The sequence below is a fragment of the Microbacterium sp. PI-1 genome (assembly GCF_004337555.1).
In the GTDB taxonomy this organism is placed as follows: domain Bacteria; phylum Actinomycetota; class Actinomycetes; order Actinomycetales; family Microbacteriaceae; genus Microbacterium; species Microbacterium aurugineum.
In genome coordinates this window covers 66300-83285 of record NZ_SJYZ01000005.1, presented here as the reverse complement: position 1 = coordinate 83285, position 16986 = coordinate 66300, and the positions used below count along the sequence as shown (strand labels likewise).

Genomic DNA, 16986 nt, shown 5'->3' with positions numbered 1-16986 from the left:
CGCATGGCTTACCCTGATCGCATGGCGGAACTCGACCGTGTGCGCGTCTGGGGCGAAGCACTGATCACGCTGCATCTCGATGACAGCTGGTCCTTCGGCTTCGACAATGCCAAGCGCCGTGCCGGGCAGTGCGACTACACGAAACAGCGCATCACGGTCTCGCGCTATCTGGCCGCGCGGTTCGATGACGACGAGATCCACCAGGTGTTGCTGCACGAGGTCGCGCACGCCCTCGCCGGTCACGCAGCGGCCCACGGACCGGCGTGGAAGCGCGTCGCCCGCGACCTCGGATACGTCGGCGGCACGACGCACCACGGAGAGACCGCCGTCGAGCTCGCCCCCTGGGTGGGAAGCTGTCCCGCGGGTCACGTGACGTACCGCCACCGCCGACCGACCCGCCCCACTTCCTGCGCGCGCTGTTCGCGCACCTACGACGCCCGACACCTGTTCGCCTGGACGCGGCGCGAGATCTCGTCCGACGTGCGTCTCGCCGCGCAGATGCCGCGCTGACTGCGACTCAGGTGACCGGGTCGCCTGAGTCCCCCTGCTCGGTCGAGTCCGCGAGGTCGTGGTGAGGGGCGGCGCCATGTCGGCGGCGAAGCAACGCCGCGATCCCGCGCCAGCCGACGAGGAACGCGCCGAGGACCAGCGTCGCGACGATGATGAACGGCACCTCGGCGGTGTCACCGCTGAGCACGCGGATGAGCATTCCGCCTGCGACCGTCACGATCCACACGACCACGCCCCACAGCACGGACCACGGGCGGCGCGGCCTGCCCGGGAGCAGAGCGGCGAGGAGATGCCCGAGGAGCACCGCGATCAGGAAGGGCCAGGCGGTGAGCAGGAACCCGGCGGGGTTCTCGTCATGCGAGGCCCGGCCGATCGCCGCGAAGACCAGCACGAGCACGATGTCGACGATGACGGCGGGGAGGTACCTCATGCCACGACCCTACGTGCCCTGAGCCGAACCGGAGCCTCCCTCGCCGCACGAGTCCGTGCCGGGGGATCAGGCGAACGGGACGAACGCCCCCGCCCGCAGCACCGGGACGACGTCGACCGCGTCGAGCACGGCAGCGTCCGTCGTCGACGTCGGCACCAGACCGGCTGCCTCGATGCGGGTGGTCGCCTCGACGCCCCCGGCGAGCTCGCGCCCTGACCCGCTCGCGCCGATCATGTGCCGCAGGGCGCCTCGCAGGGCACGGAACCCCTCGGCGGCGACCGCCGCGTCCGGGGCCGTGTGATCGATGCCGCGATCCGAGAGCGCCAGGACGATCGCCCCCGCGCCGAGCTGGTCCTCGACCGCGAACCGCAGCGTTCCCTCCGCGTCGGCCTCCCCCGCGGCGATGATCGCGACCGAGGTACGCGCCTGCCGCCGCTCCTGGAGCGTCTGCACCGCGCGTGCCACGGCAGAGGCGTTGCGGACACCGCCGATCAGCACGGTCGCATCCGGTGCTGCCGCCGCGGCCACGGCCGCGCCGTTCCGCGACCAGCCCTCCGCCTCCGCCAGCCCGACCTCCGTGCCGGACACCACCGCATCGATGACCGTGGAGGAGAACCGCAGCACGTCCACGACCACCACGATGTCGGTGGGGGCGAGGCGGGCGAGGCCCGCGGTTCCCCACTCGAGACGGACCTGATACGTGGACTGATCGAACGGCGACGGCATCCGACCAGCCTAGAGGCGTCAGTCCGCCGCGAGCGCCTCCACCGGAGCCACCCGCGTCGCCAGGCGGGTGGGCGTCGCCGCGGCCACGAGGGTGAGCACGGCCGTGGAGGCGACGATGATCGCCACCGGGATCCACGGGATCTGCGGTGCCACGAGGCCGGCGGGGACGAAGTCGGGCAGGGTCGGGACGGATCCCAAGAGCGACTGCGCGGCGATCCAGCCGTACACGACGCCCAGCACGAGTCCGGTCAGCGTCGCCGCGACGGTGATGTGCGTCGCCTCCAAGAGGACCATCCGCCGCACCTGCCCGTTGGACAGACCGATCGAGCGCAGCAGACCGAGTTCGCGACGGCGCTGCACGACACCGATCGTGAGCAGGTTCACGAGGCCGACCGCGGCGATCACGGCGGAGACGGCCACGAGCACCATCATGATCGCGGCGAAGGCGTCCATCGGGGCGAAGAACTCGTCGGGGACCTCTCCCGTGACCTGGCTCATCATCAGACGCTTCGCGGACTCGAGCGCGACGGCGAACATCGTCACCAGGGTCACCCCCATCACCACGCCGATCGCCATCCGCGACGAGCGCTCCGGATACCGCAGTGCGTTCTCGGCGGCGAGTCGCGCGGTGGCGCTCGACCCGAACATCCGCCCCACCAACCGCAGCACGGGCGGCATGAACAGCACGGAGCCGAGAGCCAGGCCGGTGAACGAGAGCACCCCGCCGAAGAAGGCGACCACGACGCCGAGGGGCGTCATGAGGCCGACCACCACCCCACCGGCCAGCAGTGCCGCACCGGTGAGGAGCAGGATCCAGGCGCCGATGTGTCGTCCCTGCGTGCCCGAGACCTCTTCGTGCGTGCGCTCCACGGCGCCGCCGAGGGCCTGCAGCGGGGTCACCGAGAGGACGCGTCGCGAGCCGGCCCAGGCTGCGGCCCAGGTGGTGAGCGCCACACCGACCGCCGGAAGCGCCACGAACGGCTGCGCGAGGGAGAAGGAGGTCGGGACGTTGTCGAGGAACTGGGCGCCGACCTGGACCCCGATCGCCGCCAGCACGAGTCCGGCGAGAAGGCCGAGTCCCGCACCGATCAGCCCGACCACGAGGCCCTGCGTGCCCACCTCGGCCCGCTGCGAGCGCGCCGTCGCTCCGATCAGACGGAGGAGAGCGATCTGCCGGGTGCGCCCGGCGATGATCGTCGAGAAGGTGTTCGCCGTGACGATCGCCGCGACATACATCGCGACCACCGTCAGCAGCACCGACAGGAGCGCGACGACGAACGCGAGCGTCCCGCTGTCGCCGATGAACGGATCGGCCTGCAAGACCGCGCCGATGTAGGCGGTGATCTCCACGAGGAGCACCCCGAACGCGGCCGACAGTGCGGCCACCAGGATGCTGGCCCCCATACCGCGATCACGCAGCCAGCCCAGACGCGGTCCGGTCGCCCGACTCTCGGGGACGACCGACGCGACGGCGGTCACGCGGCCACCTCCGCGGCGAGCATGTACGCGGAGATCTCCTCCGCGGTCTGCCGAGGGTGGTCCGCGACGATGCGGCCGTCTCCGAGGTACAGCACGCGGTCGGCGTGACTCGCGGCGATCGCGTCATGCGTGACCATCGCGATGGACTGCCCGTGCTCCCGGCTCGCCGTGGCGAGCAGACGCAACACCTCTCGGCCTGTCTTCGAGTCGAGGTTCCCGGTGGGCTCATCCGCGAACACGAGGTCGGGCGCGGTGGCGAGAGCGCGGGCGATCGCGACCCGCTGCTGCTGCCCGCCCGACAGCTGATGGGGCCGGTGGTTCAGGCGTGAGCCGAGGCCGAGGGTCTCGATGAGACCGTCGATCCTGGCGCGTTCGATCGCACTCGGACGCCGGCCGTCGAGCTCGAACGGCAGCATGATGTTGGCACGTGCGTCGAGCGTGGGGACGAGGTTGAACGCCTGGAAGATGAAGCCCACGCGACGGCGGCGCAGGATGGTGAGGTCGATGTCACCGAGCCCGGTGATCTCGGTGTCGCCGATCCACGCACGGCCCTCCGTGGGGCTGTCGAGCCCCGCCATGATGTGCATAAGGGTGGACTTCCCCGAGCCGGAGGGCCCCATGATCGCGGTGAACTGTCCGCGGCGGATGCCCACGCTGACATCGTCGAGCGCACGGACGGTGCCCTCGCCCGAGCCGTAGGTCTTCTTCAGGTGCTGGACGCGGGCGGCGAGCCCCATGTCGGTGGTCGTGATCTCCATGCCTCCGACGCTATTTCGGTCGCTGCCTGCGGGTCATCGCCCGGGCGGATCATCCGCGTACATCGCAAGGATGATCCGTGCTCGACCGACGGTCAGGCGAGGCCGTGCTCGAACGCGAAGACCACGAGCTGCACCCGGTCGCGCAGCACGAGCTTGGTGAGGATGCGGCTGATGTGCGTCTTCACCGTCGCCTCACTGAGGTACTCCCGGCCGGCGATCTCGGCGTTCGACAAGCCACGTGCCGCGAGCGCGAAGATCTCCTTCTCGCGGTCGGTGAGCGTGTCGTACTGCGGAGGCACCGGGCGCGGCGCTTCCGCGAAGTGCGCGAACAGGTCGCGCGTCGCCGCGGCCGCGATCACGCTCGATCCGGAGTGCACCGTGCGGATCGCGGCGAGCAGGAACTCAGGATCGGCGTCCTTGAGCAGGAAGCCGCTCGCACCCTGCCGGATCGCCCGGGCGGCGGCCTCGTCGAGGTCGAACGTGGTGAGCATGACGACGCGCGGAGGCTCCGGACGGGCGAGGATCTCGGCCGTCGCGGTGAGCCCGTCCATGACCGGCATCCGGATGTCCATCAGCACCACGTCCGGCCGCGTCGCCCGCACGACCTCGAGAGCCTCCCGCCCGTCGCCCGCTTCGCCGACCACTTCGAGATCGGGCTGCGAAGCCACGAGCATGCGGATACCGGCACGGAACAGCGCCTGGTCGTCGACGAGCACGACTCTGATCATTCGGCGGCTCCGATCGGAAGCGTGGCATGGACGACGAACTGCGCCCCTCGACGCTCGGCTTGCAGACTACCGCCGACGAGCTGCGCCCGCTCCCGCATCCCGATCACGCCGTGGCCCCCGACACCGACGGCAGCGTCGCGCGACACCGTGTTGCGCACGTCGACGTCGACGCGGTCCGCGAGCCACGCGAGGTGGACGTCGACCGCGCCGTCGCCGTGCCGGATCGCGTTCGTGAGCGCCTCCTGCAGGATGCGGTACACCGCGAGCTGGATGGCCCCGGGCGGCTCCCCCGGGGGCATGGGATCGACCGTGACCCGCGGCTCGATTCCCGCCTGCCGGACCTGCGCGAACAGGGCTTCGAGGTCGGCGAGGGTCGGTTGCGGACCATCACCCTGACGGTGCCGGAGCTGCGTGAGCAGCATCCGCACATCGCTCAAGGCTCCGCGCGCGGTCTGCGCGATCGTGCCGAGCGCCTCGGTCGCCATCTCGGGTTTCGCCGCTGCCGCATACCGTGCACCGTCCGCCTGCGCGATGACGACGGCCAGGGAGTGGGCGACGATGTCGTGCATGTCCCGCGCGATGCGCACCCGCTCCTGCTCCTCGATGGCGAGCGACTCGGCCTGCAGCTGCGCCGCACGGGTGCGCCGCGCACGCAGCACGACCCGCCACAGCAACCCGCACACCCAGGCGAAGCCGAGGGCCATGACCGAGATCACCAGCAGGAGTGTGCCCGTCGTCACCTTCTCCCAGCCGCTGCTCGTGCCGAAGGCGACACCGTTGACGACCACCATGTACAGCGCGGCGATGAGGCCGCCCAGAAGCGCGGACCCGAACCCCCACCAGAGCACACGCCGAGTACCCCAGGCCGCCGTGGCGTAGAGCACGAGCAGGATCGCGATGTCGATCGGCACCGGCCCGAATCCGGCCAGCATCTGGAGGATCGCGCCCGCCCACGCGGCGGCGAGGGCGAGCCCGGGCGCGAGTCGCCCGATCGCGACACCGCCGAACATCAGGACGGCGGCGAAGACCACGGCCACGACCGCCGCGCCCCCGAGCGCGCTGTTCCCGGTGCCCGGACCGTAGAACACGATCGACATCGGGACGAAGACGAGGAAGAGCAGCGCCGCCCCGACGATGTCGAGGATCAGCGCCGTGCGGGACAGGGGGCGGATCACTCCCCCACGCTACGCGAGGGTCTGGGGGCGGGCATCCGTCGCAGGATGTATCCCCGGCTCGTCACACGCGGGCGATGATCTCTCCGTGCGGCACGAGGTACCAGCCGTCGCCGTCATCGGCCCAGCGCTTCCAGGCGTCGCTGATCTCCTGCAGCTCGGCCCGCGTCGCCAGGTCGCTGTCGACGAGCTGCCGTGCGAGCGCCGACTCGAGGATGCGGTCGGCCCACATCCCGCCCCACCACGCACGCTCGGACGGAGATGCGTAGCACCAGGTGGACGCCGTCGCCGTGACCTCCTCGAAGCCCGCGGCGCGCGCCCAGGCCAACAGTCGTCGTCCGGCATCGGGCTCCCCGCCGTTCGCCCGCGCGGCTGCCTGGTACAGCGTCAGCCAGCGGTCGAGTTCGGGCAGGATCGGGAACCAGATGAAGCCCGCGTAGTCCGCATCGCGAGCGGCGACGATGCCACCCGGAGCGGTCACTCGGCGCATCTCCCGCAGTGCCTGCACCGGGTCGCCGACATGCTGCAGCACCTGGTGCGCGTGCACGACGTCGAAGGAGGCATCGGGGAAGCTCAGGGCGTGCACGTCCTCGATCGAGAAGGCGAGGTTCGTCAGGCCCCGTTCGCCGGCGAGGTCGCGTGACAGGGACAGTGCGTTCTCATCGATCTCGGTCGCGGTGACGTGGGCGACGATCCCGGCGAAGTCGGCGGTGATGGTGCCCGGCCCCGCCCCGACGTCGAGAAGCCGCGTCGCCGCGGTGAGGTGTGGGCGAAGATAGGCCGCGGAGTTCGCGATGTCGCGCGTGTTGTGCGAGCGGAGGACGGATTCATGGTGTCCATGCGTGTACGAGGCCATGCGGCTCAGTCTGGCAGAGCGCAGGGCAGCGACACTCAGTGCAACTCGACGACGGCGCGCCGGATCGCCTCGCGGTCGGGCTTCCCGGACGGGAGGACGTCGATCTCGTCCACGAGGATCAGGCGGGCCGGACGTGCGTGCCTGCCGAGCTCGTCTTCGACGGCGTCGCGCGCGTGGGCGAGCTGCTCGGACTCGCTGCGCCGCAGGACCTCGCCGCGGACTGCGACGATCACCGAGGCCTCCCCCCAGCGCTCGTCTTCCACGCCGACCACCACGGCCTCGTGAAGTCCCGCGATCCGACGGACGATGCGCTCCACCCGATCGAGCGAGATGTTGATCCCGCCCGAGACGATCACATTGTCCGCTCTGCCGTGCACACGCACGATCCCCTCCTCCACCAGGCCCAGGTCGCCGGTGCGGTACCAGCGGATCCCGTGCTCGTCGTGGACGAACGTCCGGGCCGTCAGCGACCCGTCGCCGAGGTACCCTTCGGCGAGCATGGGACCCGCGAGACGCAGCTCGCCGTCGACCACGCGCACGCCCACGGTGTCGAGCGGCACACCGTCGTAGACGCACCCGCCGCTGGTCTCCGTCGAGCCGTAGGTGCGCACCAGACGCACTCCGAGGTCGGCTGCCCGCTCGCGGAGGGGCTCCGGGAGCGCCTGCCCACCGACGAGGATCGCTCGATACGCCGTGAGCGCGGCGCGGACCGCCGTGTCCTCCGCCGCATCGAGCAGCGTCGCGACCTGGGCCGGGACCAGCGAGGTGTAGAGGTCGGGGATGCCCGACGGCGACGAAGGGCGCATCATCTCGAAGGTCGCCTGAGCGAAGGACTCCGGCGAGAAGCGGCCCTCGATCCGCGTCGGCTGGGTGCGGGCGAGGATCGAGCGCACGAGCACCTGCAGCCCCGCGACATAGCCGGCGGGGAGGGCGAGCAGCCAACGTCCGCTGCCGATCCGCGCCGCGGTGGCCTCGGCGCTCGCCCGCAACGCCTCACCGCTGAGCGCGACTCGCTTCGGGATCCCGCTCGACCCGGACGTCGCGATGACGGCCGCGATTCCGTCGGCCACCCCCTCGGGCGCTCCGGCGACCATCCCGAGTCCCAGGGCGGGGCCGCCGTCGAACGCGCGTTCCAGGGCATCCCGCAGCTGTGCCGGGTCTTCGGCATCCGTCGGGATCAGTGCGACCATGCTGCTCTCCGGCTCAGTAGTGCCAGGGGAAGGAAGACCAGTCGGGGTCGCGCTTCTCGAGGAACGAGTCGCGGCCCTCGACGGCTTCATCGGTGCCATAGGCCAGGCGGGTCGCCTCCCCGGCGAACACCTGCTGTCCGACCAGACCGTCGTCGACGGCATTGAAGGCGAACTTCAGCATGCGGATCGCCGTGGGCGATTTCGTGAGCACGGTGCGGGCCATCTTCAGCGCTTCGCGTTCGAGTTCGGCATGCGGGACCACACGATTCACGGCGCCCATCTCGTACGCGCGCTGCGCGGAGTACTCCTCGGCGAGGAAGAACACCTCACGCGCGAACTTCTGACCGGTCTGGCGGGCCATGTATGCAGACCCGTAGCCGGCGTCGAAGCTGCCGACATCGGCGTCCGTCTGCTTGAAGCGGGCCTCCTCCGCGGATGCGATCGTGAGGTCGCAGACCACGTGCAGCGAGTGCCCGCCTCCTGCTGCCCACCCGGGGACGACGGCGATGACGACCTTGGGCATGAAGCGGATGAGGCGCTGCACCTCGAGGATGTGCAGACGACCGACCGCGGCACGACTCGCACCGTCGACGACCGCCGTCTCGGCGTCCGAGTACTTGTAGCCGTCACGACCGCGGATGCGCTGGTCGCCACCGGAGCAGAACGCCCAGCCGCCGTCTTTCGGGCTCGGGCCGTTTCCGGTGAGCAGCACCGCGCCGATGCGGGCATCCTGCCGGGCGATGTCGAGGGCACGGTAGAGCTCGTCGACGGTGTGCGGGCGGAACGCGTTGCGCACCTCCGGACGGTTGAAGGCGATGCGTGCGACTCCGCCGTCGTGCGAGACGTGCGCAGTGATGTCGGTGTAGCTTTCGGCCCCGGGCGCGAGCACCCATTCGGCCGGGTCGAAGAGGTCGGAGACGAATGCACTGGTCACGACATCCAGCCTATTCCTCGGCCCGCTCGGTACGGGATTCCGTGATGTCAGGCGCGGCGTGCGCGAACCGTCTTGATCCAGCCGTCGACGATGTCCCAGCCGACACCGATCGCGAAGCCGAACCCCAACAGCACGGCGAGGATGCGGAAGACGCCACCCTCGTCGGCGGATGCCGCCTGCCCCGCGGCGAAACCCTCGCCGCCCGCAGCTGCGATCCGCGCGAGGAAGTCCGGATTCACGAGCTGGTTCGTGAGCAGGAGGGCGACGACCCAGAGAAGGAACATCAGCGCGAGGATCGTGTTCACCACAGCCAGGCCGATCGTCCACCGTCTCGTGCGGAACAGCACGACGGCGAACACCGCCTCCGCGGCGATCAGGAGGAACAGGACGCTGATCCCCCAGGGCCACAACTGTGGATCGACGATCGGCACGACGGTGCCGTCCACGATGACGAAGCCTCGGAAACGGTCCCAGAGGAGCGCGCCGACGGAGATCCCGAGGAAGACGAGCGATGCGATCAGATCGTTCCGCCCCGCCACACCGTTCTCGCTCGGCTCCGGGAGCTGGTCGAGGTCCCACTTCTCGATCGCCGTCGCGCTGTCGGTGCGATCGAGGATGACGAACACCAAAGTGGTCCAGAAGCAGATGTGGAGGATCGCGCCCCCGGCGGCAAGGATCGATGAGGAGATGATCTCGCCGACCGGAGCACCCGCGATGGTCTGCCCGAGGGCGACCGCTCCGAAGACGCAGACCGGAACGATGATCAGCAGCAGCTTGAGCAGCCGCCACCAGGTCAGGTAGAACCGCGGACCGATGAGGTACAGCGGGCGATCCGCATAGCCGGCGGCGAGGACGCCGGGGTCGCCGAGCTCGGTGAGCACCGCGCGCTCGGCATCCTCCGGTGCGTCGCCCTGGTCCACCCGCGCCTCGATCGCATCGGCGATGGAGGCCTCGAGCTCTGCACGGACGTCGTCCTGGGCGTCGGGACGGAGACTGCGGATCGTGGCACTGATGTACCGCTCCGTGAGCGTGGTCGTCGTGGTCATGTCAGTTCTCCTCTGTGGTGAGAGAGGTGATCGCGGTCGTGAGTGACCGCCATTCGTCGGTGAGGGTGTCGGCCAGCCGGATGCCTGCTTCGGAGGTGCGGTAGAACTTGCGCGGCCTGGCTTCCTCGGTGTTCCACTCGCTCGTGAGGTACTCCTGCTTCTCCAGACGGCGAAGCAGCGGATACAGCGTGTTGGCGTCCGTCGCGAAGCCGCGGCGCTCGAGTTGCTCGAGAAGCGAGTAGCCGTACCCCGGCGCACGCAGCAGCTGCAGGCAGGCGAGCACCACCGTGCCGCGCCTCAGTTCCTGCAGGTGCGTATCGAGCGTCTCGTTCATGTCGAACACATTACTGTGTGACGCACACTATTGGCAATGGCACATCGACAATCGAAGCGCGATGCCGACCTGACGACTCACCCGGACGACGAACACCGGCCCGCATGCTCCACGGAGCAGAATGGGCACATGATCCCGCCGCTCGCAGACCTGCTCGACTCGGCCAGGGTCGTCGCCCTCCCCCTGCACAGTCGCTTCCGCGGCGTCGATGTGCGAGAAGCGCTCCTCTTCGAAGGACCGGAAGGCTGGGCGGAGTTCTCACCGTTCGTCGAGTACGACGACGTCGAGGCCTCGACCTGGCTCGCCGCGGCGATCGACTTCGCCTGGCGCCCCCAGCCTGAACCGCTCCGTGATCGGATCGGCGTGAACGCGACCGTCCCGGCGATCGAGGCCGACCGCGTGGCTGAGCTGCTGTCGCGGTTCACGGGGTGCCGCACGGCCAAGGTCAAGGTCGCCGAGCCGGGGCAGACCCTCACCGAGGATGTGGCACGCGTCCGGGCGGTGCGCGAGGCGATGGGGCCCGAGGGACGCATCCGGGTCGACGCGAACGGCGCCTGGAACGTCGACGAGGCCGAGCACGCGGTGCACGCCCTCGGTGAATACGACCTGGAATACGTCGAGCAGCCCTGCGCGACGGTTCCGGAGCTCACGGAACTCCGCACGCGCGTGAAGTACATGGGCATCCCGGTGGCAGCAGATGAGAGCGTGCGGAAGTCCTCCGATCCACTCGCGGTCGCCCGCGCCGGTGCCGCCGACCTCCTCGTGATCAAGGCCCAGCCGCTGGGCGGCATCACGCACGCCCTGCAGATCGTCACGGCTGCTGGGCTCCCGGTCGTGGTCTCGAGCGCGCTGGACACCGCGATCGGCCTGTCCCAGGGAGCCGCGCTCGCCGCCGCCCTTCCGACGCTGGACTATGACTGCGGGCTCGGCACGGCGTCGCTGTTCCTCGACGACGTGGCCGACCTGCGTCCGGTCGATGGCTCGATCCCGGTCGGACGCGTGACCCCGGACGCGGAAGCACTCAGCCGCCTCGCCGCCTCGGACGAACGACGCGAATGGTGGCTCGCCCGCCTCGCCCGCTGCCACTACGAGCTGTCCGCCGCCGCGCACTGACCCGGGGCACCGCCGACACGCCAGATCTCGGGCGCTTCCGCGGGTACGGTCCGGCATCTGGCGTGTCGGCCGAGGATTGAACGAGCGGCCGGGACCGCTACAACTCGATGAACAGCTGCACGAGCCGTCCGAGCTGCTCGCTGCCCGAATGCCGCAGCTGCGCGTCGTCGAGCCCTGCCATCGCACCGCGCACGGTCATGCCCTCCCAGAGGATCATGAGCATCCGCGCCGCTGTCTCCGCAGGCAGACGCAACTGCAACGGCCCCGCCGACACGATGTCCTCGATGATCTGCGCGATGCTCCCGACCATCTCGCTCTCCTGAACGAGATAGGCCGCGCCGAACTCCGGGTCACGCAGTGCACGGATACGGATCTCGCTCATCAGCATCACGCCGAGGCGGTCATCGCCTCCGAGCTCCATGATCTGCTGGACGAGCTCGATGGGGTCGCATCCCTCGGCGAGCGCGCCGTCCGCGGTGAGCTGCTCGACACGCGCACGCACCGCGCTCACACGCACCTCGGAGACGCTGGCCGCCAGCATCAGGAAGAGCTCGTCCTTGGATTCGAAGTTCGAGTAGAACGCGCCGCGAGTGAACCCTGCACGCTCGCAGACCGCCTCGACGGAGGCACCGTCGAGTCCGACTTCGGCGAAGACCTGCGCCGCCGCCTCCAGTAGACGGGCACGCGTGTTCTCGCGACTACGGGTTGCGGGTGTCGACATCGAAACCTCCTGACCCTTCACTCTCGCACGATTCACACCCCGCACACAGACTCACCCGCGCGGGTCACCTTACGATACATCTATGTATCGGATACACCTGTGTATCCACCCCGCACCCTTCGGAGGAACGCGTGTCCACACTCCTGTCCTCACTCGGACGTTGGTCGTTCCGTCACCCGTGGCGAGTCCTCGTGTCCTGGCTCCTCGCGCTCGGCATCGCCGGTGCCGGTGCCCTCGTGCTCGGCGCAGGTACGGACAACACCTTCTCCATCCCCGGAACCGAGTCCCAGGCAGGTCTGGAGCAGCTCTCCCGGTCCTTCCCCCAGGTGAGCGGCACGAACGCGCAGTTCATCGTGGTGGCCGCCGACGGCGATCAGGTCACGGATGACGACTACCGCGACCACATCGAAGAGGCCGTCGACGAACTCGCGGACCTCGACGGTGTCCTCGCGGCCACCTCGCCGTACGACGAGATGGTCAGCGGGATGATCAACGACGACGACACCGCGGCGATCGTTCGTGTGCAGTTCGACGGTGAGTCCACGGATGTCTCGGACGACACGAAAGAGGCACTGCGCACCGTCGTGGGCGACCTGGACTCCGAGCTCCCGGACGGCGCACAGACCTCCCTCGGCGGCGACCTCTTCGCGATCTCGATCCCGGGCGTCACGCTCACCGAGGCGGTCGGTCTGCTCATCGCGCTGCTGGTCCTGATCGTCACCTTCCGCTCATTCGTCGTCGCCGGTCTTCCCCTCCTCACGGCGATCCTCGGCGTCGGCATCTCGATGGCAGGCATCTTCACGGCGACGGCCTTCGCCACGGTCTCCTCCACCACGCCGCTGCTGGCGCTCATGCTCGGGCTCGCGGTCGGCATCGACTACGCACTGTTCATCATGGCGCGGCATCAGGATCAGGTGCGCGAGGGCGTCGATCCGGAGGAGTCCGCGTCGCGCGCCGTCGGGACGGCTGGCTCCGCCGTGGTGTTCGCGGGCGTCACCGTGCTCATCGCCCTGATCGGACTCGGCTTCGCCGGCATCCCGTTCCTGACGACCATGGGCATCGCCGCCTCGGTCGCCGTGGCCGTCGCGGTCGCGATCGCGGTCACCCTCACCCCCGCGCTCCTCGGATTCATGAAGGGCAGAGTGGCCGGTCGGCCGAAGCGCGCACCGAAGCCCAAGAAGACGGACGCGAGCGACGACCCCGACAGCGCGCCCGCGGCTCCCGCCCGCGCCAAGGGCAGTGCCCGCTGGGTGAACGGTGTCACCAAGCGCCCCCTCCTCGTCTCCCTCGCCGTGGTGATCGGCCTCGGCATCGTGGCCATCCCCGCCCTCAGCCTGAACCTCGCCCTCCCGAACGCCGGGGTGCTGCCGAAGGACTCGGAAGCGCGTCAGAACTACGACCTCGTCGCTGAGGAATTCGGACCCGGATTCAACGGCCCGCTGATCCTCACGGGCACGATCGTCACGTCCACCGACCCGCTCACCTTGATGGAAGACCTCGGGGATGCCGTCGCGAAGGTGCCCGGCGTCAAGGAAGTCGCCCTCGCGACGCCGAACGAGACCGCTGACACCGGCATCGTCCAGATCATCCCGGAGACGGCGCCGGACGACCCGGCGACCGCCGACCTCGTCCGCGAACTGCGCAGCCATCACGACGAGTGGTTCGACGAGTTCGGCATCGACCTCAAGGTCACCGGCTTCACCGCCGTCGGCATCGACATCTCCGATCAGCTCGGCAATGCCCTGTTGCCGTTCGGCATCTTCGTGATCGGCCTCTCCCTCATCCTGCTGACCATCGTGTTCCGCTCGCTGTGGGTGCCGATCACCGCGGCCGCCGGATACCTGCTCTCGATCGTGGCGGCGTTCGGCGTCGTCGGGGCCGTGTTCGAATGGGGCTGGTTCGCCGACCTCCTGCACGTCGCCCGGGTCGGGCCCATCATCAGCTTCATGCCGATCATCCTGATGGGCGTGCTGTTCGGACTCGCGATGGACTACCAGGTCTTCCTCGTCTCGCGCATGCGGGAGGACTTCGTGCACGACCCGGACTCCAAGAGCCCCGACCGGGCGACGCGGCGCGCTGCCGCATTGCGCACCGTTCGCAGCGGGTTCACCGGGTCGGCGAAGGTGGTCACGGCGGCCGGCCTCATCATGTTCGCCGTCTTCGTGGCGTTCGTCCCCGAGGGCGACTCGTCGCTCAAACCCATCGCCCTGGGCCTCGCGGCCGGGATCGCGATCGATGCCTTCCTGGTGCGCATGACCTTGATCCCCGCGCTGATGGCCATCCTCGGCGAGCGCGCCTGGGAGCTCCCGGCCTGGCTGGAGAAGGTCCTCCCCCGCGTCGACGTCGAGGGCGAGGCGGTGGAACGCGAGCGGCACCTCGCTGCCTGGCCGGGAGACGGTTCGATCGTCGCCGCCGACGACCTCGTGCTGACGGAGGCCGGGATCGACGGACTGCACCTCCGGGTCCGTCCGGGCGGAGCGCTGCTGCTGACCGGGAGCTCCGGTGCCGCGTTGCGTGCGCTGGCGCTGACGATCGCAGGACGGGTGACGCCTGACGCGGGACGCCTCCGGGTGGCGGGGCATCTGCTGCCAGGACGCGCGGCCTGGGTGCGCGCACACGTCGGCGCCTTGATCGCGACGGATGCCGGGGTCCCGGCATCCGAGCTCTCCGAGGCGCTGCGCGATCGACCCGCGGTGGTCGTGATCGACGGCGTCGAGAGGCTCCCCCTCGCCGCTCGCGATCAGATCGCCGCCCGACTCCGGGATGCGGATGCTGCGATCGCCGTGATCCTCACGACCACCGCGCCCGAGGTCGCGCGCGACCTCCTCGCCGCCGCGGGCCGTCCCGCCCCCGAGCTTCTCTCCGTCGACACCCCCGCCGAGCGTCGACACCCCCTCGAGTCACCGCATCCAGACGGGGGTGCCGACGAAGAACGGGGGCCTCGGCCTGAAGACGACACGACGAAAGCCACCGAGGTGACCGCATGACCCTCCCCATCGAGCGCGCCCGCTCCCGCAAACCCATCACGTGGCTCACGATTCTCGGAGTGCTGCTCCTGCCTGCCGCGGTCGGCGGCATCCTGGTCGCGGCCCTGCAGAACCCGACCGAGCGTCTGGACTCGATGACCGCGGCGATCGTCAACCTCGACGATCCGGTGACCATCGACGGGCAGGTGACCCCGCTCGGACGCCAGCTCGCCTCGGGCCTGGTCGAAGGATCGGACGACCTGGACTCGAACCTCACCTGGGTCATCTCCAACCAGGACGACGCCACCGACGGACTCGCCGACGGCACCTACCAGGCCGTCATCACGATCCCGGAGGAGTTCTCCGCAGCCGCCACCTCCGCGGGCACCGCGATCTCGGACGGCGGCGGGAAGGCCGAGCAGGCCACGATCACCGTGACCACACCCGACGACGGCCTCGTCGCCGATGACCTCATCACGGGCCAGATCGCCGACGTCGCCGCCTCGAGCATGGGCACCATGCTCTCCGAGGCCACGACCGAGAACATCCTGGTCGGCTTCACAACGATCGGCGACCAGATCGGCGAGGCGGCGGATGGTGCGTTGAAGCTCGCGAACGGAGCGCGGGATGCCGCGATCGGAGCCGCCGCGATCCCCGACGGCGCCACCCAACTCGCTTCCGGTGCGGGAGAACTGAGCACCGGCGCATCGTCACTCGCCACGGGACTCGACACGATCGCGGGCAAGACGCGGGATGCCGCCGCGGGTGCTGCGCAGATCGGGTCGGGGCTGACAGCCGGGGCATCTCAGCTCCAGTCCGGAGCCGAGGACTCGAAGCAACTGGTCGGCGCGATTCAGAGCGCGTCCTCGTCGGCGCAAGCGGCCGCGAGCGGCTCGGCCGACCTCGCTCAGAAGCTCGGGGCCGCAGCAGCCGCGGCCTGCACGCCCCCGGTCTCGGACCCGGCGGAATGCCAGCAGCTCTCCGACCTGGCCGCGGAGGCAGGAACCGTGGCGACGGACGCCGGCACGGCCTCCGGCATCCTGAACAGCAAGAAGGTCGCCGCCGGAGTCGCCGCGCTTCCGGGGACGTTCTCGACCCTCGCCGGGCAGATGTCCCAAGCCGGCGCCGGTGTCACGCAGCTGTCGTCCGGGCTCACCCAGCTCGCGGATCAGGGCATCAGCGCTTCCGCCACGGGCGCGCGGGGCATCGCCTCCGGAGCCACCCAGCTGTCGACCGGCGCCACCGCCCTCGCCGACGGTGCCACCGAGCTCTCGACCGGGCTCGACACGCTGGCCACCGGTACGGGTGATCTCGCGGGCGGGCTGCGCACGGCCTCCGACTCACTCCCCTCGTTCAGCGACAGCGAGTCGAAGTCCCTCGCCTCGGTGATCGCCGATCCGGTGTCGTCGAGCTCGTCGATGGACACGATCTTCGGCCCGACCGCGATCCCGCTGCTCGCCGCGGTCGTGCTGTGGTTCGGCGGACTCGCGACCTTCCTCGTCATGCGCGCCCACACCGCCCGCACCCTCACCTCACGACGCTCGTCTGCCACGCTCACGTTGCGCGCCTTCGCACCCGCTGCTCTGATCGGGGCAGGGCAGGGCCTACTGGTGTCGTTGATCGTGCAGATCGTCGCGAGCTACGACGCCCCCGCCTGGTGGGCCTTCGCCGGCACAGCCGTGCTCGCCGGCGTGGTGTTCGCCGCTGTGAACCAGGCACTCGTCGCACTGTTCGGCGGTGTGGGGCGCTGGATCTCGGCGCTCGTCGGTGTGCTCGCGGTCGCCACGGGTCTGATCTCCACCGTGCCCGATTGGCTGGCCGGACTCGGCGCGGTCCTGCCCACCGCTCCGGCCTTCGCAGGACTGATCACCGCGAGCGGCTCCGCGGTCGCAGCCCTGGTCGTGTGGGGCGTGCTGTCGCTCGTGGCCACGACCCTCGCCGTCGCCCTCCGACGGACCACTTCGGCGCGGGCGGTCATCGCCACGGCCTGAGCACCCTGCGAAAACGGAGACCATCCGCTCCC

The 16986-nt window shown here is 70.0% G+C and carries 16 protein-coding genes; 4 read left to right on the top strand and 12 right to left on the bottom strand.

What is annotated here, in order from left to right; genetic code table 11:
• Positions 1-21: 21 nt before the first annotated feature.
• Positions 22-510, top strand: a complete 489-nt coding sequence (locus tag E0W80_RS06540) for a SprT-like domain-containing protein (RefSeq protein WP_047520761.1) — start codon at positions 22-24, stop codon at positions 508-510.
• A gap of 7 nt (positions 511-517) precedes the next feature.
• Here the strand turns inward: E0W80_RS06540 and E0W80_RS06535 are convergent, their stop codons facing one another.
• From E0W80_RS06535 to E0W80_RS06485, 11 genes are all read right to left on the bottom strand, one after another.
• Positions 518-940 (bottom strand): DUF3054 domain-containing protein, encoded by a 423-nt coding sequence (locus E0W80_RS06535; RefSeq protein WP_047520759.1) that lies wholly within the window; start codon positions 938-940, stop codon positions 518-520.
• Positions 941-1006: 66 nt separating this feature from the next.
• On the bottom strand, positions 1007-1666 hold the full coding sequence (locus E0W80_RS06530) for a 2-phosphosulfolactate phosphatase (RefSeq protein WP_131491786.1): 660 nt from the start codon (positions 1664-1666) through the stop codon (positions 1007-1009).
• An 18-nt stretch (positions 1667-1684) separates the two neighbouring features.
• Positions 1685-3145 carry an ABC transporter permease gene (locus E0W80_RS06525; protein WP_131491785.1) on the bottom strand — a complete coding sequence of 487 codons (1461 nt, stop codon included), beginning with the start codon at positions 3143-3145 and terminating at the stop codon, positions 1685-1687.
• Positions 3142-3903: an ABC transporter ATP-binding protein gene (locus E0W80_RS06520; RefSeq protein WP_047520748.1), complete on the bottom strand. Its 762-nt coding sequence runs from the start codon at positions 3901-3903 to the stop codon at positions 3142-3144. The genes E0W80_RS06525 and E0W80_RS06520 overlap by 4 nt, the downstream gene beginning before the upstream one ends.
• 92 nt (positions 3904-3995) lie before the next feature.
• Positions 3996-4631, bottom strand: coding sequence for a response regulator transcription factor (locus E0W80_RS06515; protein WP_047520746.1), 636 nt, complete (start codon positions 4629-4631; stop codon positions 3996-3998).
• Positions 4628-5806 (bottom strand): histidine kinase, encoded by a 1179-nt coding sequence (locus tag E0W80_RS06510; RefSeq protein WP_047520744.1) that lies wholly within the window; start codon positions 5804-5806, stop codon positions 4628-4630. The genes E0W80_RS06515 and E0W80_RS06510 overlap by 4 nt, the downstream gene beginning before the upstream one ends.
• A gap of 61 nt (positions 5807-5867) precedes the next feature.
• Entirely contained in the window at positions 5868-6659 is a 792-nt protein-coding gene (locus tag E0W80_RS06505) for a class I SAM-dependent methyltransferase (protein WP_131491784.1), read from the bottom strand.
• Between the two features lie 35 nt (positions 6660-6694).
• Complete coding sequence (locus E0W80_RS06500; RefSeq protein WP_205802313.1) at positions 6695-7849, bottom strand: AMP-binding protein; 1155 nt, start codon at positions 7847-7849, stop codon at positions 6695-6697.
• A gap of 13 nt (positions 7850-7862) precedes the next feature.
• Positions 7863-8783, bottom strand: a complete 921-nt coding sequence (locus E0W80_RS06495) for a 1,4-dihydroxy-2-naphthoyl-CoA synthase (protein WP_131491783.1) — start codon at positions 8781-8783, stop codon at positions 7863-7865.
• 47 nt (positions 8784-8830) lie between these two features.
• Positions 8831-9829 (bottom strand): permease prefix domain 1-containing protein, encoded by a 999-nt coding sequence (locus E0W80_RS06490; protein ID WP_131491782.1) that lies wholly within the window; start codon positions 9827-9829, stop codon positions 8831-8833.
• A gap of 1 nt (position 9830) precedes the next feature.
• Complete coding sequence (locus tag E0W80_RS06485) at positions 9831-10163, bottom strand: PadR family transcriptional regulator (protein WP_047520874.1); 333 nt, start codon at positions 10161-10163, stop codon at positions 9831-9833.
• A gap of 129 nt (positions 10164-10292) precedes the next feature.
• On the opposite strand from E0W80_RS06485, the gene E0W80_RS06480 reads away from it, so the two are divergent.
• Positions 10293-11276: an o-succinylbenzoate synthase gene (locus E0W80_RS06480; RefSeq protein WP_131491781.1), complete on the top strand. Its 984-nt coding sequence runs from the start codon at positions 10293-10295 to the stop codon at positions 11274-11276.
• A gap of 97 nt (positions 11277-11373) precedes the next feature.
• Here the strand turns inward: E0W80_RS06480 and E0W80_RS06475 are convergent, their stop codons facing one another.
• On the bottom strand, positions 11374-11997 hold the full coding sequence (locus tag E0W80_RS06475; protein ID WP_047520733.1) for a TetR/AcrR family transcriptional regulator: 624 nt from the start codon (positions 11995-11997) through the stop codon (positions 11374-11376).
• Positions 11998-12128: 131 nt separating this feature from the next.
• Between E0W80_RS06475 and E0W80_RS06470 the strand changes: the two genes are divergently transcribed.
• The gene (locus E0W80_RS06470) at positions 12129-14984 is read left to right on the top strand and encodes an efflux RND transporter permease subunit (RefSeq protein WP_131491780.1); all 2856 of its coding nucleotides are present in this window, start codon (positions 12129-12131) and stop codon (positions 14982-14984) included.
• Positions 14981-16954, top strand: coding sequence for a YhgE/Pip family protein (locus E0W80_RS06465; protein ID WP_131491779.1), 1974 nt, complete (start codon positions 14981-14983; stop codon positions 16952-16954). The genes E0W80_RS06470 and E0W80_RS06465 overlap by 4 nt, the downstream gene beginning before the upstream one ends.
• Positions 16955-16986: the final 32 nt, after the last annotated feature.